Genomic DNA, 20,102 nt, shown 5'->3' with positions numbered 1-20,102 from the left:
CGTGGCCGGCGGCTGAAGTGCTGGCGGCTAGCCGCCGAGGCGCTCGACGGCGTCGGCGGCTTCCTTCAGGTCCGCGCCGGTGGCTTCGCGGTAGGCACGGACCGCTTGGATCTTCTTGCCTTCGGCCAGCAGGGCCTTGACCGTGGCCAGCTCGGGTTCCGGCAGGTCGACGCCGAGATTCGCGGCGATCGCGTCGAGTTTCTGCTCGACCCGGGCGAGCCTGCGGTCCAGGCGGGCGATCTTCCGATCCCCGCCGGTCGCGCTCACTACCACCGCGCCGATCAACACGGCCACGCCGAGCAGCAGGATTCCGATGTCCACGATCGGGCAGCATAGTGTCGCGGCGTGACCAAGTTCGCGATTGTCGGTTCGGGGTGGCGTGCCGAGTTCTTCTGGCGGCTCGCGGCCGAGCTGGAAGACCTTGACTGCGTCGGTGTCGTTTCCCGCAGCCCGAAGCAGCTCCCGGTGCCCGTGTACACGTCACTCGACGAGTGCGTGCAGCGGGCCAAGCCGGACTTCATGATCACCTCCGTGCCCTGGGCCGTGACGCCGACGTTGATCACTGAGCTGGTGGGCAGGGGCATGAAGGTGCTCGCCGAAACACCACCCGCGCCGGACCTCGACGGGCTCAGGCGGCTCTGGGCCGAAGCCGGGGACAAACGCCTGGTCCAGGTCGCCGAGCAGTACACGCGGATGCCCCCGCACGCGGCCAGGACCAACCTGGTCCGAAGTGGCGTGATCGGCGACGTGACCAGGGCGGACGTGTCCTCGACGCATCAGTACCACGCTGTCTCGCTCATCCGGGCGTTGCTCGGCAAGGGACTTGGGCAGGCCGAGGTCCGGGCGTTCCGGTCGACCGCGCCCTTGGCTGACCCGCTGTCGCGTACCGGGTGGGCTGACCCGGTCGAGGTGAAACCGGCCGTCACAACCATCGGGTCCGTCGCCTTCGACGACGGCGGGTTGGGCCTGTACGACTTCACCGACAACCAGTGGCACAACCAGTTGCTCATGCGCCGCCTGCTGGCGCGGGGCACCAAGGGCGAACTGCGTGACCAGGAGGTCGTCCGGCTCACCGCGGAGCGCACGATCGTCCGGACCGAGATCGTCCGCAGGCAGACCGGGTACGACCTGGACCTCGACGGTTTCGACACCGACCACATCACGTTCGGCTCCGACGTCCTCTACCGCAACCCCTATCAGGGCAAACGGTGGAACGACGAGGAAATCGCGATCGCCACCCTGCTTGAGGACACCGCGGCCTGGGTCTCTGGAACAGGCCCGGAGCCGTATTCCTTGGCCGACGGCATCCAGGATCACCGCATCGCGCTGGCCATCGAGGAGGCCGCCGATCGGGACGCCCCGGTCCGCGTCGAGCACGAACCCTGGCATTAGGAGAAAAGCGCAAGAGCCGCGTGATCCACTGCCAAAGTGGGTTTCAGGGTCGACTCCGGGGCCGTCGATTCGATGGCGATCATGATGGGACGCGCGTGCGACGCGGCTCAGTTGTTCCATGCGCACGCCCTGTCAGCAGCCGGCAACGTCGACGCGGGGCTGCTGCTCAACACCGTCTTCGAGGCGTTGGACAAGTACCGGGCCTTCGCCGAGTTCAACCTCGAACGCGGCTGGCACCTGGCCGGAGCGTGCGCCGAGACGCTGGCCAAAGCCGCGAAGTACTACCGGGAAACCGAGGAAAGCGCTGCGGCGGACAAGGACGTGACCTTTCCGCAGCCGGTCCAGCCGCCGCGCACGTTTCCCATGCAGTACAACCCACCGTGGCGCGCTTTCAACGACGTCTACGACGCCGCGGAATGCCCCCGTGAGCCCGGGTCCGAGTACGCGGGCACCGCGACCCCGACCGGTCAAAACGGCTGGCCGGTCACCGAGATCACCGGTGCGGTGAACGAGATCCTCGACAAGATCTCGGTCGCCCCGCATGTGCGTGAACTGGTGAAGTTCGCGACCGGCACGGACTGGATCGACAAGATCACCCAGTACGTCAGCGGCAACTGGGCCGAGTTGATGCGCCAAGGCATGGCTTTGCGGGACGTTTCCGTGGCGTACGGCCGGATCGGCGCGAACGTGATGCGCGGCTGGAACGACCTCGGCCCGCGATGGTGCGGCAACGCGGCCGGGACAGCGCGGGACTGGCTGTGGGAGTACGCCAGGAACGCCAGCCTGTTCTCCGGGTTCTGCGACCAGGCCGGTGTGGCGGTGCAGAACTTCGCGCGGTCGGCGTACCACGGGATGCAGGCGTTGAGCGTGGCGATCGACTGGTTGCTGGACGCGCTGATCGACGTCTTGCTCGGCGGGACCCATTCGCGCGAACGTCTCGCCGGTGTGTTCGCGAGCGTGAGCAAAGTCGGTGACGCACTGGATCTCATCGAGGCCGCGGTGCACACCTTCAAGGGCGTGGCCGCGTTCCGGGAGCCCACGATGGCGTGGCCGGTACGTGAGTACTCCCACCCGGCAGTGTCATGACGAGCCCATGGTCGACAGTGGACGGTCGCAGAGCCCGCGAGGCCCACTTGCGTCTGCTGGCCGAAAACAAGGGAGCGCTTGGCGAGTTCGCCAGGGACGTGGTCGCGGGACGAACGCAGCTGCACGCGATTGTGCGCGAGTCCATTGTGCCCGAGGACGTGCTCGAAGAGGTCCGTGCCGCCGCACGGCAGTGGAACTCCTTGCCCGACGAGGAGAAGTACGTCCTGACCCACGAGTGGGAGGACACCGTCCGCCGGACGATCGAGGCGTTGAACTCGGCCGAAATCCGGTAACTCCGATGGCAACCCACTGTGCCGCTGGAGCGTGTGTTCAGTGAGGCAGCGCCTGAAAGGGCGTTGAGAGGGGAAAACACAGATGAATATCGGTACAAAACTATGGATGGTGGCGAGCGTCTGCGTGCTCGCGGCCGGCTGCACGGGGTCTGAGCAGCCCCCGCCGACCGCAACCGTGACGGTCACCTCGCCACCATCCGTGACGTCGACGGCACCACCGAAACCGGACGCTTCCGCCGTGGCGTGGCTGAACAGCTACTGCGGAGCGGTACACGGTTACCGCCTGGCCAACAACGAAAGACTGCAGGGCGAGGCCACGGAGCAGGTGATGACCAAGGGGTCGGCGAGCAAAGAGTTCGGCGAGATGGCTGACCTGGCAGGCAAGACCGTCACCGAGTTGAGCACGTTGCCGCCGTCGCCGTTCAAGGACGGTGACAAGGCGAAGCAGTACTTCCTTGAGAGGTTCACGGCTTCGCGTGACGCCGCCGCCGAAGGCAAACGGAAGGTGGACGCGGCCAAGGGGAACGCCTGGATGGACCCGGGCACCAAGGCGTTGACCGACGCACAGGACGCCCTCAAGGACGCCGTCGACCCGTTGGCGCAGTTCGACTCCAACGATCCAGTGTTCGGGGTGACCGCGGCGCTGGCGGAGAAGTGCAGGCCTTCTTCCTAACCTGGGCTGGCCTTTCCGTGCCGCCAGTAGCCGAGGAAGGTGACAGTGGACTTCGCGATACTGTGCTCCTGCACCAGAAATCGGCGTAGGCCGGTCGCGAGTCCACTTTCGCCCGCAACCCAGACGTAGTCCAAACCACTCGGCAAGGTCGCGGATTTGACGGTGTCCAAGGCGAGTTTGCCCGGGACGTCGCCAGACCCGTTGCGGGCCAGCCACTGCACTTTGACGTTCGGCGGGGTGTCGAGCTCACGGAAGTCGTCGCTGTGCGGCACTTCCAGGTACACATCGGCGTGCAAGGTGTCCGGCGTGTTGTCCAGAATGGCCAGCACGGCGGGCACCGCGCTCTCATCGGCGACGAGCAACTGCCGCGCCGAGCTTTCCGGTGGCCGGTAACCGATGCCTTCGTCGAAGATACCGACCGGATCACCGGGCTGAGCGCGCGTCGCGAACACCGACGCCGGTCCAGCATCGCCGTGCAGGGCGAACTCGATGTCCATTTCCAGCGGCTCTGTCCGGAACGCGCGGACGGTGTAGTTGCGAACCCATGGCCGGTGGGCCACGCGCATGAGCAGGAACTGCGCGAGCCACGCGTTGTTGGAGAACGTGGGCATGGTGAGCTCGTCCTGCCCGTCGCGCCGGAAGAACAGCCGGACGCACTGGTCGTACCCCTGCGGCTCGAACTGTGCGAGCTCGTCACCGGCCACCGTGACCGTCACGAAGTTCTCGCTGATCCGGCACGTCCGGGCCACCGCGGCCCGGATCATCGTCCTGCGCTCTGGCGGCTTGACTCGCGACATTGAACCCCATTCACTAGCCAGGTTAGGCTAACCTAACTCAAGCTAGGATGGCATGCAAGAGTGAACAAATCTGACTCTCAGGCCGCCGACATCCCGGCATGCGTCGTGTGGTTGCGGAACAGCTCGACCAAGGCATCCTCGGTGGCGTACAACGCCTTCAGCATCGTGAACGAGCCCGCGGCGTACGTCGGTGAAGACGGATCAGCAAGCACGGCAGCGTGTTCGTCGGGCAAAAGGTACGTTGTGGACTCCGGGTCGAACTCCACATATCGCCCGGCCACCTGAGCGGTCAGCCATTCCAGTACGTATCGCTCGACCAAGCCGGTCTTGCGTGCGAGTTGTTCGGCCGTCATCGGTCCAGCGCCTGCCATCGCCTCGTACAAGCCCAACCGGATCCCAATGGACGTGGACACCCCAGCGAACGCCGCCCCGCTGTCCTGGGCGACCCGGATCAGAAAATCACTGACACGACTTAGGTCCACCTACCCATCGGAGCACGGCGTAACACTGTCTGCAATCCGGGCCGTCCACATGTCACAACCTCGCCACGGTGGTTCCACTCCATCAGCACTGCACCAATCAGGGCTGGCCCTGATGGCAGACCCGTTCTCGCTGGCCACCATGGTCTGCAGCCGGCCGTTGGAGAGAGGTGAACGGGGGAGTGAGCGCCGTGGAGATCGTCCTGTTGGCGGCTGTGGTCTTCGCTGTCATCTGGTTCATGCGCCGAGCCAAGGCGCGCAAACCGAACAAGGGCAAGGCCGTGGTGGTCAATCCGCCGGTGCCGAAGTTCCGTGTGGTCACGCTCGGCTTGCAAGGTTCGGGCAAGACCCTGCTGTTGACCAGCATCTACCGGCGGTTGCAGGCGCCTGGCAACCGTGGCTACTTCCTGAAGGTGCCGTACACGCAACTGATCGAGCTGAACAAGTGGTACCAGGAAGTCGCCAGCACACAGGACGACTGGCCGCGGGGTACGACCAGGGGCGAGATGCGGGAGTTCGACTTCAGCGTCATGTCTCTGATCGGTACTGAGGCCACGGCCATGCTCGACATCGGGTACCTCGAATACCCGGGTGAGCTGTTGACCGATCCGGACGCGCCGGGGTCGACCGCGCAGCAGCGCCTGCTGACCTCGATCAACCAGGCGCACGCGGTGATCGCGATCATCGACGGCTTGCGGATTCTGCAGACGTACCAAGGTGATCGGCGTGGCCGCGCGATTCTGCAGACCACCCTCGACGCGATGGTGCACTGCCTGCTGACCACACCGGCCCCGATCGTCTTCGTCGTCACGAAATGGGACCTGCTCGACCAGTTGCACCCGGACGAGAACATCCGGCTCGAGTTGGTGCAGCGCGTTCTGATGGGCATCGAGGGGTTCCGTGATCTTGTCAACGTGCACAGTGCCCGGCGGATTGTCCGGCTGGTACCTGTTTCGGCTGTCGGGCACGACTTCGCCGAATTGCACGACGGCGTTGTGCGCAAGCGGCCGGACGGGCATTTCGAGCCGTCCAATGTGGAGGTCGCGCTGGCCTCGGTGGTGCCCGATGTGCTCAACCAGGTCGAGTTGTCGCTGGATTTCACGACTCGGCAGGCGATTCTGGCCCAGGTGCACCGGCAGACCCGGATGTCTCCGGGCGAGGCCGTGCGATCCTTGGCGTCGTTCCTGACCGAACGGGCGGGCAGAGTCCTGGCGACGTCGGTGGGTGGCGGCTTGCTCGGTGAAGCGGGTTTGGCGCTGTTCATGGACTCCCGGACCGATCCTGACCCGGACTACCACCGCCGGATCGCCGCGTTGAGCGACGCCGATCGCAGGGCCGAGGAGCTGGTGCAAGCCCGGCGGCGGGTCGTGCAGTCCATGCAGAACCAGGTCAACATGCTGGAAGCCAAACTGCCGTCGTCCCGGCTGCACGGTGGTGCCTGACATGGCCGCCGCCCAGGGCTGGCCGTTCCTCGTGGCCAGAGGCCGGCAGAGCGGATACGCCGTGCGGCTCGCGCCGGGTTTCCTGATCCAGACCCAGGAGTACGGCGTGCTTGAGGACGGCACAGGGGCGCAGATCGTCGCCGGTGGCCGAACGTTGGCGGTTGTCCGCGCCGAGCACACCGTGACCGGCGCGGACGTCGGGTTGACCGAAGCGCCAAGGGATGAGCACAGCCGCCCGTTGCACCTGTTGTACGGCTTCGTGTGTCCCGATGCCACATCGGTCGAACCGTCTGATATGGACATCTCTCGAGCGTTACAGGCCGCGCTCGGCACCTACCGGCGGTTCCTTGCCGACGAAAGCGGATTCACGCTCGCAGCGTCGAACCCGTTCCCGCTTGACTCGGCGGTCGCTCCGCTGACCAGGCCGCCGGCGGAGCGAAAGCCAGTGGTTCCTTATGCTCTGGCCGGGCTTGTCGCAGTCGCCGCCGTCGTGATCATCGCCGTGACATCGCTGGGCGGCGAGGATCCCCCACCGCCCCCGCTCCACCCACAAACAACCACATCGGTGCCGAGACCAGTCGTCACGAGTGTCGTGCAGACGACTGCAACACTCGATCCCGGCCGACCGGGCGGGCAGAACCGGTGATGGTGAACGAAGCCGTCAGCGGTGTGTCGGCACACGATCGTCCGATGTAGACCTCGACCGAACCTGGCTCCACGAGACGATAGCCGTCCCTGCCGGTGAACGACGTGAGATCGGCGTGCACGGTGAAGGTCACGTCAGTACTCTGCCCAGGCTCAAGCGGGACACGGACGAAGCCGGCGAGCTGACGCCACGGGCGAGTCACTTGGGCGACCGGATCGCGCAGGTACAGTTGAACGACTTCGGTTCCTGCGCGTGCGCCGGAGTTCGTCACCGTGCACGTGACGTCCACGCTGCCGTCTGCCGGGATCTCGGTGGAGCTCAGCCGGAGATCCTGGTATTCGAAGCTCGTGTACGACAGGCCATGGCCGAACGGGAACCGTGGCGTGGGATCGAGTGCGCTCACTTCACTGTGGTGGCCAAGCGGAGCCGCGAGGTAAGTGGCCGGCTGGGCGCCAGGATGCGCGGGCACCGAAACAGGAAGCCTGCCGGACGGGTTGACCTTGCCGGTCAGGACATCGGCGATCGCGTTCGCGCCTTCCTCACCCGGGAAGAACGTCTGGACAGTCGCCGCCGCGGGGGGAACCGCGTACGGCCGGCCACTGCACAGGACCACCACGACCGGAGTCGAAGTGCCCAGCACGCTCTCCAGGAGATCGGTCTGGTCACCCGGAAGCCGGAGATCAGGAGCGTCACAGCCTTCGCCGGACGTTCCGCGACCGAAAAGACCGGACTTGTCGCCGACAACCGCGACGCAGACGTCCGCCGCTTCGACGGCCGCCTGCACTCCGGGCCCGTCGGGGACGTACGTGACCTCGGCGAACCGCTCCCGGAGTGCGGCAAGGACCGTCTTGATCTCGACGCCGAGACCGGCGTCCGGATGTGACACCCCGACATGCGCGGGGAACGAGTAGCAACCGAGCATCGCCAGCGGGTCGTCGGCCAGCCCGCCGACCACCGCCACCCGGCGAGCTTCAAGCGGCAACACCCCTGAGGAGTTCTCCAGCAGCACTACCGACTCCTCGGCGATCCGCCGGGCGACGGCGCGGTTGTCCGCGGAGTCAAGGGGAACCGGACTGGCGCTGGGTGAGTACGACGGATCGAGCAAGCCCAGCTCGCACTTCTGGCTGAGCACTCTGGCCGCCGCCCGATCCACGAAGGACTCGTCGAACGAACCCGAACGAACGGCCTCCGCCAACGGTGATCCGTAGCACCGGACGGTCGGCAGCTCGACGTCGACGCCCGCGGTCAGCGCCTGACGCGCCGCCTCACCCGCGTCAGCAGCTGTGCCGTGCAGAGTCTCCAGAAAGGACACTCCGAAGTAGTCGGACACCACGACGCCGGTGAACCCGAGAACATCCCGGAGCAACTCGGTGAGCAGCCGGTGATCCGCAGCCGTTGGCACACCGTCGATCTCGGTGTAGGACTGCATCACCGAACGAGCGCCTTCCCGTAACGCCATCTCGAACGGCGGCAGCATGACGTCCGCGAGTTCGCGGGGTCCCATGCTCACCGGGCCGTGGTTGCGTCCTGCTCGCGAGGCCGAGTATCCGACGAAGTGCTTGAGCGTGGCCACGATCCCGGCCTGTTCAAGGCCGCGGACGTACTGGGCGCAGATCGTGCCGACCAAGTAAGGATCTTCACCGACCGTCTCCTCGGTCCGGCCCCACCGCGGATCACGCGTCACGTCAAGCACGGGCGCAAGGCCCTGGTGGATACCGTGAGCCCGCATGTCGTGGCCGATCCGCGAGCCCATCTCGCAGATCAGCGCGGGGTCGAACGTCGCTCCCCACGCCAACGGAACGGGATACGCGGTCGCACCCCAAGTGGTGAATCCGGCCAGGCATTCCTCATGCGCCATCGCGGGAATGCCGAACCGGTTGGTGGCCATGATCTCGCGCTGGGTGTGTTCCAACGCCTTGGCACCGGCCTGCGGATCGACCGGCGCGGTGCCGAACGTCCTGGTGAGCTGACCGAGGCCGTACTTGATCACCTCCGGCCACGGCGGTGTGTCCTCGGCGAGCTCGTCCTGGTGGGGAGCCACGCCGTCACCCGAGCTCGCCGCGGTCACCCAGACCCCGGCGAGCTGCGCGATCTTCTCCTCCAGTGTCATCCTCGACAGGAGGTCGGCCACTCGGGTTTCGACGGGCTGAGTCGTGTCCCGCCACGGTTCCATGCCTACCTCCCGGTGTATGGGGCAGTGCTGGACCGCACGACAAGACTCGTCGCCAGCTCGACCCGGTGATGCTCCATATCCCCGCCGCCTGCCAACGTGATCGCCATCCGGGCGCCGGCCGCGGCCATCTCCTGCAACGGCTGGCGGACCGTGGTCAGCGGCGGCCCGACCCACCGGGCCACCGGCAGGTCGTCGAACCCGATGACGCTGAGGTCATCGGGGATCCGCAACCCAGCCGCCCGCGCGGCCTCGTACACGCCTACCGCCTGCAAGTCGCTGCCCGCGAACACGGCGGTCGGCCGGTTCTCCAACGCCAGCAACGCCAACATCTGCTTGTGCCCGGCTTCGACGTGGAAATCCCCGTGCCGCATCAGCTCCGGATCCACGGTCAGCCCGGCGGTCTCCAGCGCGGCGCGGTAACCGTCCACTCTGGCCCGGCTGCAAAGGACGTTCTGTGGTCCGCCGATCATCGCGATCCGCTTGTGTCCCAGTTCGATCAGGTGCCGGGTCGCGGTCAGACCGCCTTGCCAGTTGGTCGCGCCGATCGAGTGCATCTCCGGTGTCGGCTCACCGACCGGGTCCACCACCACGACCGGGATGTCGCGGGCACGCAGCTTCGCGAGCTGGTCCGCGCCGAGGTCGGAGAACACCGCGATCACGCCGACCGGCCGCCGCGCCAGCACGTTCTCCAGCCAGCTCTGTCCCGGCCGCAGCCTGCCCTGCGACTCCGACAGCACGACCGCCATGCCGTTCTCGCCGGCGACCTTCTCGACACCGCGGATGATCTCCAGTGCCCACGCGCTCTCCAGCTCGTGGAACATCAACTCGAGCAGGTTGGACTTGCGGTACCGCTCGTCGGTCCGGCGCTGGTAGCCGTGCCTGCGGATGATTTCCTCGACCCGCTGCCTGGTGGTCGGCGCGACGTCCGATCGGCCGTTCATCACCTTCGAAACTGTCGGGACCGAGACCCCGGCTTCTGCCGCGATGTCGGCGATCGTGACCTTGCTTGCTTTGGCAGGCATGACGGGCAGTGTACGCCAGGAAGAGCGGATGGCGAGCCCCTTGACGGTATGGCGGGCCGCATCTACAGTCCCCGAAACAGATCGCCATTCTTTCGAAACTATCGGAGGAAGTCCGTGATCAGATTCGGGTTGATAGCAGTGCTGCTGTTAGCCACGGCGTGTGGGACGTCGGGCCCGCAGGGCGGCGGCGGAAGCGACGGCGGCACGCTGCATGTCTGGGTGCTGGAGGACAAGCTCAACGAGACCCAGCAGAAGGCGGCCGACGAGTTCAACAAGACGTCGCCGGTCAAAGTGGTGATCGACAAGTTCAACCCGGACAGCTATCCGGACAAGCTGCGGGTGTCGATCGGCTCACCGAACGCGCCGGACGTCTTCTTCAACTGGGGCAGCGGATCCATCGCGCCGTACGTCAAAGCGGGGGAACTGGCGGACCTGACGCCCGCGTTCGACGCCGACCCGGCGCTCAAGTCGGCGTTCCTGCCCGCGGTACTGGACGTCGGCAAGATCGACGGCAAGTACTACGGCGTGCCGTTGCGCGGCATGCAGCCGGTGATCCTCTTCTACAACAAGGACGTTTTCGGTGATGCGCAACCGCCGAAAACCTGGCAGGACCTTTTGTCCCTTGTGGACACATTCAAGGCGAAGGGGGTGACTCCGTTCGCCCTCGGCGGCGCGACCGCGTGGACCGAGCTGATGTGGATCGAATACCTCGTGGACCGCTACGGCGGACCGGATGTGTTCAAGCGCATCTCCAACGGTGAACCGGGCGCCTGGCGTGATCCGGCTGTGCTCAAATCGGCACAGACGGTCCGGGACCTGGTCGACCGCGGTGCGTTCGGCACGAACTACGCATCAGTCGACTACAACTCGCACGCCGCGGAGACGTTGTTCGCCAAGGGCAAGGCGGCAATGCACCTGATGGGCTCGTGGGAGTTCACCAACCACATGGAACTCCAGCCGGACTTCGCCCGTAAGGGCCTGGGGTTCGCGCCGTTCCCGGCAGTCGACGGCGGCACGGGGGATCCGGCGAACGTCGTGGGCAACCCGACGAACTTCTTCTCGGTCACGGCGAAGTCCCAGCACAAGGACGCCGCGATCCAGTTCCTCAAGACCATGATGAGCGACACCTACGTGCAGGGCCTGCTGGACGCCGGTGACGTGCCGGTGCTCGGCTCGGTCGAGCCCAAGCTGGCGAGCACGCCGAACCCGGAGTTCGCCCGGTTCCAGCTCGACATGGTCCGCAAGGCACCGGCGTTCACGTTGTCCTGGGACCAGGCGCTGTCGTCCGCGGGCGCACAGACCTTGCACACCACGATCCAGGACTTGTTCAACGGAAAGATCACGCCTGAGCAGTTCGTGACCAATCTGGAGCAGGTCAAGTGAGTGCCCTGCTTGACCGGGCCGGTCCGGTGGCTGCCACCCAGCCACCGGACCGCCGTCCGGTCACCACGCTCAGCAGGCCGGGCGCGGGCTGGATCGTGCCCGGGCTTGTCCTGTTCGGACTGTTCGGCATCGCGCCGATGGTCCTGGTGGCGTACTTGTCGCTGACCCAATGGAATCTCCTTGGCACGCCCGAGTTCGCCGGGCTGGCGAACTGGGAACGGTTCTTCACCGACCCGGCCATCCTGGATTCCTTGTGGCTCAGCGCGATTCTCACCGTGTTGTGCTGGGGGTTCCAGACACCGATCAGCTTGCTGCTCGGGGTGTGGGCGGCGGGCAAGCAGCGCAGCCGGGCGGTCCTGTCGGCGATCTTCTTCCTGCCGCTGTTGTTGTCGAGCACTGCGATCGCGATCCTGTGGCACGCCTTGCTCGATCCGAACTGGGGACTGCCGTCCTACTTCGGTGGCGACGGCAACTTCATCGGGACGCCACAGGGCGCGATGATCTCGGTGGCGTTCGTGGCTTCGTGGCAGTTCATCCCGTTCCACACACTGATCTACCAATCCGGGACACGCCAGATCCCCGAAGTGCTGTACCAGGCCGCGGTGATCGATGGCGCGAACAAGTTCCGTCAGTTCGTGCACATCACGTTGCCGCAGCTGCGGCATACGATCGTGACGTCATCTGTGCTGATGATCGTCGGCGCGCTGACCTACTTCGAGACCGTGCTCGTGCTGACCGCGGGCGGGCCTGGAACGTCCACGTACATCCTGCCTTTCCGGATGTACGCCACCGGGTTCCGTTCGTACGACATGGGATACGCCAGCGCGATCGCCTTCGCGTTGGTGGTGCTCGCGACGGCGATTTCGATCATCCTGGTGCGGATCTCCGGTTTCGCGAAGATGCGGAGCACCCGGGAGGGCATGTGATCGCCCTGCTCTGGCTGGTCATCGTGGCCGTCCCGCTGCTTGCCCTGTTCGGGGCGACCCTGCGGACCCAGGACGACTACCTGGACAACGGCCCGTTGGCGGTGCCGGACGCAGTCACAGCCGACAACTACCTTTCCGTGTTCGACAAGGGTTTCGCGACCGCGCTGGGCAACACTGTGATGGTCACGGCCGGGACTGTCGCACTTGTCATGATCACCGCGATTCCGGCCGCGTACGCCATCGTGCGTTCGCCCAGCCGGATCGTGTCAAGCGGGTTCCGGATGTTCCTGCTCGGCCTGGCGATCCCGATGCAGGTCACGGTCGTACCGATCTACCTGGTGATCACCCGGCTGCACCTGTACGACTCACTGCTCGCGGTCGTGCTTCCCACGGCCGCGTTCTCGTTGCCGGTCTCGGTGTTGATCCTGTCAAGCGCCATGCGGGACGTGTCCGAAGAGGTGTACGAGGCCATGGCCCTCGACGGCGCGACCAGCTGGCGAGTCCTGCTGAACCTGGTCATCCCGATGTCCACATCGGCCATTTCCACCATTGGCATCTACTCGGCTTTGCAGGCGTGGAACGGGTTCCTGTTCCCGCTGGTGCTCACCCAGTCGGCGGAGCAGCGCGTGCTGACGCTGTCGTTGTGGGAGTACCAGACCCAGTTCGGCATCAACGTTCCTGGCCTGCTCGCCGCGGTCGTGCTGTCCGGATTGCCGATCTTCATCGCGTACTTGTTCGCCCGCCGCGCCCTGACCAGCGGCCTGATGGGAGTCGGCGGGAAATAACGACGACAAGGAGCAACAAGGATGTTGCGAAGAACCGCGTTAGCCGGTGCCCTGCTGATCGGGGTGAGTATCTGGCAGGCCCCGTCGGCCGGCGCCGGATACTTGACCAGACCGCCGTTGAAGGACATCACCCACCGGTATGTCGGCAGCGCGGTCACACCGGCTCACCTGGCCGAACGGGACTACCGGGCGGTGCTGACGCGTGAGTTCGACAGTGTCACGCCCGAGAACGAGATGAAGTGGGGCACGCTCGAAGCCACCCGAGGCCAGTACGACTGGTCCGGTGCCGACGAACTCGTGCGCTACGCCAAGCAGACCCGCAAGACGATCCGCGGGCACACGTTGGTCTGGCACAGCCAACTCCCCAGCTGGGTGAACGATCTGCCCGCGGACGAGCTGCGAAGCGTGCTACGCCAGCACATCACGACCGTCGTCAGCCGGTTCCGGGGCAAGGTCCGGGCTTGGGACGTGGTCAACGAAGCGTTCAACGAGGACGGCACCCGGCGTGACACTGTGTTCCAACAGAAGCTAGGCGACGGTTACATCGCCGATGCTTTCCGTTGGGCGCGGCAGGCCGATCCGTCTGCCAAGCTCTACATCAACGACTACAACATCGAAGGCGTCAACCCCAAGTCCACCGCCACGTACGAGCTGGTCCGTTCGCTGCGGCAGCAGGGTGTTCCGATCGACGGCGTCGGCATCCAGGCTCATCTGTCGCTCGAATACGGCTTCCCATCCGGCTACCGGGACAACCTCAAGCGGTTCGGCGCCCTGCGCCTCGACATCGCCATCACCGAGGCCGACGTCCGGATGCCGTTGCCCGCCGATACGGCCAAACTGACCACGCAGGCGCAGTACTTCAAGGAGTTGTGGGATGGCTGCCACGCGGCGCGGCGCTGCGTGGAGTTCACCACGTGGGGGTTCACCGACCGGCATTCATGGGTGCCGGACGTGTTCCCCGGTGAAGGCGATGCCTGCTTGTTCGACGCGAACATGCGACCGAAGCCCGCGTACTGGGCCATCAACTCGTAAGGACGCCGATGACACAGCACCAGAGATTCCGGGCTGCGATCGTGGGGTGCGGGGTGATCGCCGAATCCGCCCACATCCCCGCGTTACGCGCGGAGGCCGACCGGGTCGAGATCGTCGCAGCGGTGGACAACGACCCGGAGCGGCTCGCGGATTTCCAGCAACAATGCGACATCCAGGCGGGGTACACGTCCGTCGCGGCGATGCTGGCGGTCCAGAAACCGGATCTGGTGGTGGTGTGCACGCCACCGATGACCCACGCGGACATCGCGGTGCGGTGTCTCGAAGCCGGGGTGTGGGTCTGGGTGGAGAAGCCGCCTTGTCTGTCGTTGGCCGAATACGCTCGGATCGAAGCCGCGGAGCAGGAGGGTGGACCGTACGCCAGCGTGGTGTTCCAGCACCGATTCGGGTCAGGCGGCCGCAACGCCATTGACCTGATCTCGTCCGGCGCGCTGGGGCAGCCGTTGGTCGCCTTGTGCCAGACGACGTGGTACCGCGACCAGAACTACTACGACGTGCCCTGGCGAGGACGTTGGGAGACCGAAGGTGGCGGACCGTCCATGGGGCACGGCATCCACCAGATGGACCTGCTGCTCGCGCTGCTCGGTGAATGGGCTGAAGTACGCGCGATGGCCGGCCGGTTGGCCCGTGCGGTGGACACCGAGGACGTCTCCATGGCCATGGTCCGTTTCACCAACGGTGCGATGGCGTCCATTGTGAACAGTGTGTTGTCGCCGCGCGAGGAAACCTACATCCGGGTGGACCTGGCCGACGCCACTGTGGAACTGACGCACTTGTACGGCTACAAGAACGCGGACTGGCGGTTCACCCCGGCGGTGCATGTCCGTGACAAGGACCGGATCGCGTCGTGGACCGACATTCCCGCCGATGTGAGCAGCTCCCACTCGGCTCAGCTGCCGTACCTCCTCGATGCCATGCAACGCGGCGAACGGCCACCGCTGTCTGGTCCACAAGGGCGCGAGGCACTCGAACTGATTGCCGCGATGTACAAGTCCGCGTTCACCGGGGTACCGGTCCGGCGCGGCGAGATCGGTCCAGAAGACCCGTTCTCCCAGCGAATGGATGGAGGTTCGCAGCCGTGGCCGTAGTGGACGATGGCCGGACGTTGACGCTCAGAGTTCATGACGTCGAGCTGTTCCGGTACACCTATCGCCCCGACACTCCTGCGTTCGAATGCCCGTGCCCGAGCTTCCATCCACTGCGGACACTCGACGGTGACGTCGTGACGGGCAACCGTCCGCACGACCACCGCTGGCACAAGGGCTTGGCGATGACCGCGTCCCACTTGTCCGGCGAGAACTTCTGGGGCGGGGTGTCGTGGGTGACCGGCGAGGGCTACCAGGTCCTGCCGAACGTGGGGTCCCTGGTGCACCGGACGTTCGACGGGCCGGGGATCGAGGAGGTCGACTGGATCACCGCGGCCGGGGAGAAGTGGATCTCCGAGCGCCGGGAGATCTCCTACGGGGTTGGCTCGGACTTCTGGTGGCTGGACCTGACTTTCGAACTGCGCAACGTGCGTGGTGCGGTGCTGGAGTTCGGAAGCCCGACCGTTTTCGGCCGGGAACAGGCCGGGTACTGCGGTTTCTTCTGGCGAGGGCCGCGGTCGTTCACCGGGGGAACGGTCCTGGCGGCGGACGGGCAGTCGGGACCTGAGCTGATGGGCGGCAGGGCGGGCTGGTTGGCCTTCGTGGGCGAGCACGACGAGGTCGACCGCAAGTCCACCCTGCTGTTCATCGGCGACCCGGCCAACCCGGACTTCCACTGGTTCGTCCGCACCGAGCCGTTCGCCGTGGTCAACCCGTCCTTGGCGTTCTACGACGAACTGGTCCTGCCGCCGGACGAGACGTTGAGGCTGCGCTACCGGCTGCTGATCGGCAACGGGGCGTGGGACCGTGACCGGCTGGAAGACCAGGTTTGGACGTGGGGCTGGTGATCTTCCCAGGCGCGACCGCCGTCTCCGGTCTGTCGGTCTACCCGTGGCAGGCCGAGGACGGCCGCCGTGGTGGATCTCCACACGTCCATCTCACCTGTACCGAGGCGTACATCACCGTTTCCGGCTCGGGAAGCCTGCAAACCCTGTCAGCGCAGGGACTGCAGGAGTACCCGCTGATCCCGGGATCCGTGGTGTGGTTCGGGCCGGGCACGATCCACCGGGCCGTCAACGGCACCTCGCTGCGGGTCATCGTCGTGATGCAGAACAGCGGGCTGCCCGAAGCCGGGGACGCCGTGCTGACCTATCCGTCTCACATACTGGCCGATCCGGTCGAGTATCGCCGGACTCGCAAGCCGCGGGAGCGCAGGGACCTCGCGGTCCGCGGCTTTCTCGAGCTGGTCCGTGATCCGGGAGCGCTGCCGAAGTTCTACCAGCAGGCTGCCGAGCTTGTCGCCGATCGGCTGGACGACTGGGAGAAGCGCTGGGAGGACGGTCCGCTCGAGGCGGTCAGGCAAACCCAGCGGCACCTGAACTCCTTGCGGTCGGGCAACGTGGATTACCTGATGGAGAGCGAGGTCGAGGTCGCGCAGGCACCCGCACAGCGTACGTACGGCATGTGCGGAATGTTGGACAAATACGCCTTATGAAGCAGCGGCTTCGGCGGGACAAGATCTTCATCCTGGTGGCGTTGCCGGGAGTACTGGCGTTGCTCGTGTTCCACTACGTGCCTCTGCTCGGCAACGTGATCGCCTTCAAGGACTATCAGCCGTATCTCGGGATCGCTGACAGTCCGTGGGTCGGGTTCGACAACTTCGGTGTGCTGTTGGGCGGGGACGCGGCGTTCCTCAGGGCACTCGGCAATACCCTGGTGATCACGTTGTTGCAGGTCATCGTGGTGTTCCCGATCCCGATCGGCCTGGCTCTGCTGCTGGACAGCCTGCTGTCCGAGCGGGTGAAACAGGTCGTGCAGAGTGTGCTCTACCTGCCGCACTTCCTGTCCTGGGTGATCGTGGTCGCGGTGTTCCAGCAGATGCTCGGCGACTCCGGGCTGCTGAACAACTCGCTGCGGTCGGCTGGACTGTCCCCGGTGGACATCATCGGCAACCCGGACGTGTTCAAACTACTGATCACCAGCCAGGTGCTGTGGAAGGACGCGGGCTGGGCCACGATCCTGTTCCTCGCGGCACTGTCCCGGATAGACACCACGTTGTACGAGGCGTCCGCGATCGACGGTGCCAGCCGTGCCCGCCAGTTGTGGCACGTGACGTTGCCGGGGTTGCGCGGAATCATTGTCCTGCTGTTGATTCTCCGGCTCGGTGACGCCTTGACGGTCGGGTTCGAGCAGATAATCCTGCAACAGGCCGCGGTCGGTTCGGATGTCAGCGAAGTGCTGGACACGTACGTCTACAACAACGGGATTCTCGCCGGCAGCTGGGGGATAAGCGCCGCGGTCGGTCTGGTCAAGGGCATTGTCGGCGTTGTGCTCGTGCTGGGTGCCAACAAACTCGCCCACAAGTTCGGCGAACAAGGGATCTACCACCGATGATCAGGTCACTGAAGGCGCTGGTGCTCGCCATCTGCTGCGCGGCCGTGATCGTGCCGTTCTTCGGGATCATCGCGACCAGCCTCGCCAGCCGTGAGGACGTCACGCGAGCAGGCGGGTTCGTGATGTTTCCCAGCGGAATCAGCTTCGATGCCTATGAGGCGATTCTGTCCGGCGGCGTGGTGACCCGGGCGACAGTGGTGAGTCTGCTTGTCACGGTTGTCGGGACCGCGCTGAGTTTGATCGCCACAACCTTGCTGGCTTATGGCCTGAGCAGGCGCGGGACGTTGTTGCATCGGCCGTTGCTCGCGATCGTGTTGCTGCCGTTGCTGTTCACGCCCGGGATCATCCCGAGTTATCTGATCGTGAAGTACCTCGGGCTGCTCGACACGTACTGGTCGCTGATCTTGCCCGTGATGGTCAACGCCTTCAACGTGATCGTGCTGCGGGCGTTCTTCATGGAGCTGCCACAGGAGGTCATGGACAGCGCCCGGATCGACGGCGCGGGTGACTTCGCCGTGCTGTGGCGAATCGTTCTGCCGATGAGCAAGGCAGTTCTGGCTGTGGTGGCGCTGTTCTACGCGGTGGCGTACTGGAATTCGTTCTTCGGGGCGTTGCTGTACATCAACGACACCGCGAAGTGGCCGTTGCAGCTGGTGTTGCGAACGTATGTGGTGAACCAGTCCGAACTCGGGGTCGACCAGCTTGGCGCGACCGAGCTGCCGCCGCGGGAAGCCATTCAGATGGCCATCCTGGTGCTGTCGATCATTCCTGTGCTGCTGGTTTATCCGTTCGTCCAACGCCATTTCACCAAGGGGGTGTTGGTCGGCGCCGTGAAGGGCTGATCATCGAGCGAAGGAGACAACGATGTCCGTGAACCGCCGCTTGTTCCTGACCGGTGCTGTCGCGACCGCGGTCGCCGGCTGCAGTAGCGGGTCGAACGGCAACCCCGAACAAACCGTCACTGGGATCAAACTGCCGACGTACACGCCGTATCCCGGAATCCAGCCGGATCTGAAAGGCAACGAGCAAGGGCTGCTTGACGCGTTCTTGAAGTATCCAGAGCCGCCGGTGAAGGCGTTCAACACGCCCCCGATGAACGGCGGGTCGGTGTCGGCCTTCGTGCTGACGGGATCGCCCGTTCCGCCTGCTGTGGACCAGAATCCGTACTGGCAGGAGCTCAACCGCCGGATCGGCGCCGATCTGCGGCTCACGATCGTGCCGAACGCCGACATGGCAACGAAGTTCGCCACCCTGGTGGCCGGTGACGACCTGCCTGACCTGATCGTGCCCGCCTTGTACACGCCGAACGGCTTGCCTGCGGGTGTGGCCAATCTGCCTGCGTGGATGGCCAGCAAGTGCCAGGACCTGACGCCCTACCTGGCGGGTGACGCGGCCAAGGAATACCCGTTCCTGGCGAACCTGCCTACGGCGGCGTGGAAAGACTGCCGGTACAACGGCGGGATCTACGGGCTTCCGGTGTCGCGTGGCGTTGGCGGGAGCCTGATGTTCCGGCGGGACGACCTGCTGGCGAGCTTTGGCGTCAACCCGAACCCCGGCAGCTTCGCGGAGTTCCGGGATCTGTGCAAGCAGGTCAGCGGACCCAATCGGTGGGCGCTGGCACAGGCGCCGACCGACTACGTCTCGCAGATGCTCGACCTGCCGTGGCGGTGGCGTGACGAAGGTGGAAAGCTGAAGTCCCGCTACGAGTACGAGGAATTCAAACAAGCGCTCGCGGACTGCGCCCAACTGGTCGCCTCGGGCACGGTGCACCCGGACAGCTTCACGAACAACGCCCCCGTGAAGAAGTGGTTCAACGCAGGTATCGCACTGCTCATCTTTGACCGATACACCGCATGGCCCCAGTTCTACGCGGAGAACATCGCCGGCCCAAGCTTCGCGATCTCAGGAATGCGCCCCCCGAAGTACAACGGCGGCGGATGGGCAGCAACATGGCAGGCGCAGGCCACCAACAACTTCACGGTGATGAAGAAGACCGACGAAGGCCGCGCCCGGCAATTGCTGCAGCTGTGCAACTGGCTCGCGGCACCCTTCGGAACGCAGGAGTACCTCTTCCGCAAGTACGGAATCGCCGGGACACACTATGCGATGAAGGACGGAGGTCCACAGCAGACCCAAGCAGGCGTGACGCAGACCGCGCTGGGCGTCCGGTACATCGTGGACTCACCGGACGTGATCTTCGTACCAGGCAACCCGGACGCGACCCGCAAGTCGTACGAGTACCAAGCCTCGATCATCCCGACCGCCGTCGCCGACCCCACAGTGAGCCTGTTCTCCGACGCATGGTCCCGCAAACAAGGCCAACTCGGCACGATCATCAACGATGGCCAGAACGACATCCTCAGCGGTCGCAAGCCGGTGTCCGCATGGGATGACGTCGTCCGGAATTGGCGATCGACAGGCGGCGACCAAGTCCGCAAGGAATTCGAGGAAGCCATGCGCTCCCAGTGACACATCC

The 20,102-nt window shown here is 65.4% G+C and carries 21 protein-coding genes; 16 read left to right on the top strand and 5 right to left on the bottom strand.

The window, feature by feature from the left end:
• Positions 1–27: 27 nt before the first annotated feature.
• On the bottom strand, positions 28–321 hold the full coding sequence (locus B9C43_RS36020; RefSeq protein WP_084431153.1) for a hypothetical protein: 294 nt from the start codon (positions 319–321) through the stop codon (positions 28–30).
• 24 nt (positions 322–345) lie between these two features.
• Here B9C43_RS36020 and B9C43_RS36015 point away from each other — a divergent pair, with 24 nt between their 5' ends.
• The 4 genes from B9C43_RS36015 (at position 346) to B9C43_RS36000 (ending at position 3,444) form a co-directional block, all read left to right on the top strand.
• Complete coding sequence (locus B9C43_RS36015) at positions 346–1,392, top strand: Gfo/Idh/MocA family protein (protein WP_084431152.1); 1,047 nt, start codon at positions 346–348, stop codon at positions 1,390–1,392.
• A 36-nt stretch (positions 1,393–1,428) separates the two neighbouring features.
• Entirely contained in the window at positions 1,429–2,478 is a 1,050-nt protein-coding gene (locus tag B9C43_RS36010) for a hypothetical protein (protein ID WP_084431151.1), read from the top strand.
• The gene (locus B9C43_RS36005; RefSeq protein WP_143446827.1) at positions 2,475–2,771 is read left to right on the top strand and encodes a hypothetical protein; all 297 of its coding nucleotides are present in this window, start codon (positions 2,475–2,477) and stop codon (positions 2,769–2,771) included. Before B9C43_RS36010 ends, B9C43_RS36005 begins: the two co-directional genes overlap by 4 nt.
• An 82-nt stretch (positions 2,772–2,853) precedes the next feature.
• Entirely contained in the window at positions 2,854–3,444 is a 591-nt protein-coding gene (locus tag B9C43_RS36000; protein ID WP_235039047.1) for a hypothetical protein, read from the top strand.
• Here B9C43_RS36000 and B9C43_RS35995 read toward each other — a convergent pair.
• Both B9C43_RS35995 and B9C43_RS35990 read right to left on the bottom strand, forming a co-directional pair.
• Positions 3,441–4,241, bottom strand: coding sequence for a siderophore-interacting protein (locus B9C43_RS35995; protein ID WP_235039046.1), 801 nt, complete (start codon positions 4,239–4,241; stop codon positions 3,441–3,443). The two genes, B9C43_RS36000 and B9C43_RS35995, sit on opposite strands and share 4 nt — an antisense overlap.
• Positions 4,242–4,318: 77 nt before the next feature.
• Complete coding sequence (locus B9C43_RS35990; protein WP_143446826.1) at positions 4,319–4,723, bottom strand: hypothetical protein; 405 nt, start codon at positions 4,721–4,723, stop codon at positions 4,319–4,321.
• A 179-nt stretch (positions 4,724–4,902) separates the two neighbouring features.
• Here B9C43_RS35990 and B9C43_RS35985 point away from each other — a divergent pair, with 179 nt between their 5' ends.
• Together B9C43_RS35985 and B9C43_RS35980 are read left to right on the top strand one after the other, a co-directional pair.
• Positions 4,903–6,162, top strand: a complete 1,260-nt coding sequence (locus tag B9C43_RS35985) for a TRAFAC clade GTPase domain-containing protein (RefSeq protein ID WP_033388611.1) — start codon at positions 4,903–4,905, stop codon at positions 6,160–6,162.
• 1 nt (position 6,163) lies between these two features.
• Positions 6,164–6,808 (top strand): hypothetical protein, encoded by a 645-nt coding sequence (locus B9C43_RS35980; RefSeq protein WP_084431146.1) that lies wholly within the window; start codon positions 6,164–6,166, stop codon positions 6,806–6,808.
• Here B9C43_RS35980 and B9C43_RS35975 read toward each other — a convergent pair.
• Together B9C43_RS35975 and B9C43_RS35970 are read right to left on the bottom strand one after the other, a co-directional pair.
• Positions 6,744–8,981, bottom strand: coding sequence for a glycoside hydrolase family 3 N-terminal domain-containing protein (locus tag B9C43_RS35975; RefSeq protein WP_084431145.1), 2,238 nt, complete (start codon positions 8,979–8,981; stop codon positions 6,744–6,746). The genes B9C43_RS35980 and B9C43_RS35975 overlap by 65 nt on opposite strands.
• 2 nt (positions 8,982–8,983) lie before the next feature.
• Positions 8,984–10,003 carry a LacI family DNA-binding transcriptional regulator gene (locus B9C43_RS35970; RefSeq protein WP_033388609.1) on the bottom strand — a complete coding sequence of 340 codons (1,020 nt, stop codon included), beginning with the start codon at positions 10,001–10,003 and terminating at the stop codon, positions 8,984–8,986.
• 114 nt (positions 10,004–10,117) lie between these two features.
• Here B9C43_RS35970 and B9C43_RS35965 point away from each other — a divergent pair, with 114 nt between their 5' ends.
• From B9C43_RS35965 to B9C43_RS35920, 10 genes are read left to right on the top strand one after another with little or no spacing between them, the layout of a single operon-like run.
• The gene (locus B9C43_RS35965; protein ID WP_200825831.1) at positions 10,118–11,386 is read left to right on the top strand and encodes an ABC transporter substrate-binding protein; all 1,269 of its coding nucleotides are present in this window, start codon (positions 10,118–10,120) and stop codon (positions 11,384–11,386) included.
• The gene (locus B9C43_RS35960) at positions 11,383–12,312 is read left to right on the top strand and encodes a carbohydrate ABC transporter permease (RefSeq protein WP_084431143.1); all 930 of its coding nucleotides are present in this window, start codon (positions 11,383–11,385) and stop codon (positions 12,310–12,312) included. Before B9C43_RS35965 ends, B9C43_RS35960 begins: the two co-directional genes overlap by 4 nt.
• Positions 12,309–13,097 carry a carbohydrate ABC transporter permease gene (locus B9C43_RS35955; protein WP_033388604.1) on the top strand — a complete coding sequence of 263 codons (789 nt, stop codon included), beginning with the start codon at positions 12,309–12,311 and terminating at the stop codon, positions 13,095–13,097. The genes B9C43_RS35960 and B9C43_RS35955 overlap by 4 nt, the downstream gene beginning before the upstream one ends.
• Positions 13,098–13,118: 21 nt before the next feature.
• A complete protein-coding gene (locus B9C43_RS35950) occupies positions 13,119–14,129 on the top strand; it encodes an endo-1,4-beta-xylanase (protein ID WP_235039045.1) in 1,011 nt (336 codons plus the stop codon).
• 8 nt (positions 14,130–14,137) lie between these two features.
• Positions 14,138–15,235 carry a Gfo/Idh/MocA family protein gene (locus B9C43_RS35945; protein WP_084431142.1) on the top strand — a complete coding sequence of 366 codons (1,098 nt, stop codon included), beginning with the start codon at positions 14,138–14,140 and terminating at the stop codon, positions 15,233–15,235.
• Positions 15,226–16,080, top strand: coding sequence for a DUF6807 domain-containing protein (locus B9C43_RS35940; RefSeq protein ID WP_084431141.1), 855 nt, complete (start codon positions 15,226–15,228; stop codon positions 16,078–16,080). Before B9C43_RS35945 ends, B9C43_RS35940 begins: the two co-directional genes overlap by 10 nt.
• Positions 16,068–16,727 carry a cupin domain-containing protein gene (locus B9C43_RS35935; RefSeq protein WP_143446825.1) on the top strand — a complete coding sequence of 220 codons (660 nt, stop codon included), beginning with the start codon at positions 16,068–16,070 and terminating at the stop codon, positions 16,725–16,727. Before B9C43_RS35940 ends, B9C43_RS35935 begins: the two co-directional genes overlap by 13 nt.
• Positions 16,724–17,626 (top strand): ABC transporter permease, encoded by a 903-nt coding sequence (locus B9C43_RS35930; RefSeq protein ID WP_033388598.1) that lies wholly within the window; start codon positions 16,724–16,726, stop codon positions 17,624–17,626. The genes B9C43_RS35935 and B9C43_RS35930 overlap by 4 nt, the downstream gene beginning before the upstream one ends.
• The gene (locus B9C43_RS35925) at positions 17,623–18,468 is read left to right on the top strand and encodes a carbohydrate ABC transporter permease (protein ID WP_033388596.1); all 846 of its coding nucleotides are present in this window, start codon (positions 17,623–17,625) and stop codon (positions 18,466–18,468) included. Before B9C43_RS35930 ends, B9C43_RS35925 begins: the two co-directional genes overlap by 4 nt.
• 22 nt (positions 18,469–18,490) lie before the next feature.
• Entirely contained in the window at positions 18,491–20,095 is a 1,605-nt protein-coding gene (locus B9C43_RS35920) for a type 2 periplasmic-binding domain-containing protein (RefSeq protein WP_084431140.1), read from the top strand.
• Positions 20,096–20,102 lie beyond the last annotated feature (7 nt).

It is taken from the genome of Kibdelosporangium aridum (genome assembly GCF_900176515.1).
In the GTDB taxonomy this organism is placed as follows: domain Bacteria; phylum Actinomycetota; class Actinomycetes; order Mycobacteriales; family Pseudonocardiaceae; genus Kibdelosporangium; species Kibdelosporangium aridum.
Note: the sequence above shows the minus strand (reverse complement) of the source record. Positions and strands in the feature narration are given on the sequence as shown.

What these genes read in the sequence shown, in the direction of transcription:
- B9C43_RS35980 (WP_084431146.1), top strand. Translation starts at nt 6,164, where the DNA reads ATGGCCGCCGCCCAGGGCTGGCCGTTCCTCGTGGCCAGAGGCCGGCAG.
- B9C43_RS36005 (WP_143446827.1), top strand. Translation starts at nt 2,475, where the DNA reads ATGACGAGCCCATGGTCGACAGTGGACGGTCGCAGAGCCCGCGAGGCC.
- B9C43_RS35930 (WP_033388598.1), top strand. Translation starts at nt 16,724, where the DNA reads ATGAAGCAGCGGCTTCGGCGGGACAAGATCTTCATCCTGGTGGCGTTG.
- B9C43_RS35950 (WP_235039045.1), top strand. Translation starts at nt 13,119, where the DNA reads ATGTTGCGAAGAACCGCGTTAGCCGGTGCCCTGCTGATCGGGGTGAGT.
- B9C43_RS35925 (WP_033388596.1), top strand. Translation starts at nt 17,623, where the DNA reads ATGATCAGGTCACTGAAGGCGCTGGTGCTCGCCATCTGCTGCGCGGCC.
- B9C43_RS35945 (WP_084431142.1), top strand. Translation starts at nt 14,138, where the DNA reads ATGACACAGCACCAGAGATTCCGGGCTGCGATCGTGGGGTGCGGGGTG.
- B9C43_RS35975 (WP_084431145.1), bottom strand. Translation starts at nt 8,981, where the DNA reads ATGGAACCGTGGCGGGACACGACTCAGCCCGTCGAAACCCGAGTGGCC.
- B9C43_RS35970 (WP_033388609.1), bottom strand. Translation starts at nt 10,003, where the DNA reads ATGCCTGCCAAAGCAAGCAAGGTCACGATCGCCGACATCGCGGCAGAA.
- B9C43_RS35995 (WP_235039046.1), bottom strand. Translation starts at nt 4,241, where the DNA reads ATGTCGCGAGTCAAGCCGCCAGAGCGCAGGACGATGATCCGGGCCGCG.
- B9C43_RS36000 (WP_235039047.1), top strand. Translation starts at nt 2,854, where the DNA reads ATGAATATCGGTACAAAACTATGGATGGTGGCGAGCGTCTGCGTGCTC.
- B9C43_RS35920 (WP_084431140.1), top strand. Translation starts at nt 18,491, where the DNA reads ATGTCCGTGAACCGCCGCTTGTTCCTGACCGGTGCTGTCGCGACCGCG.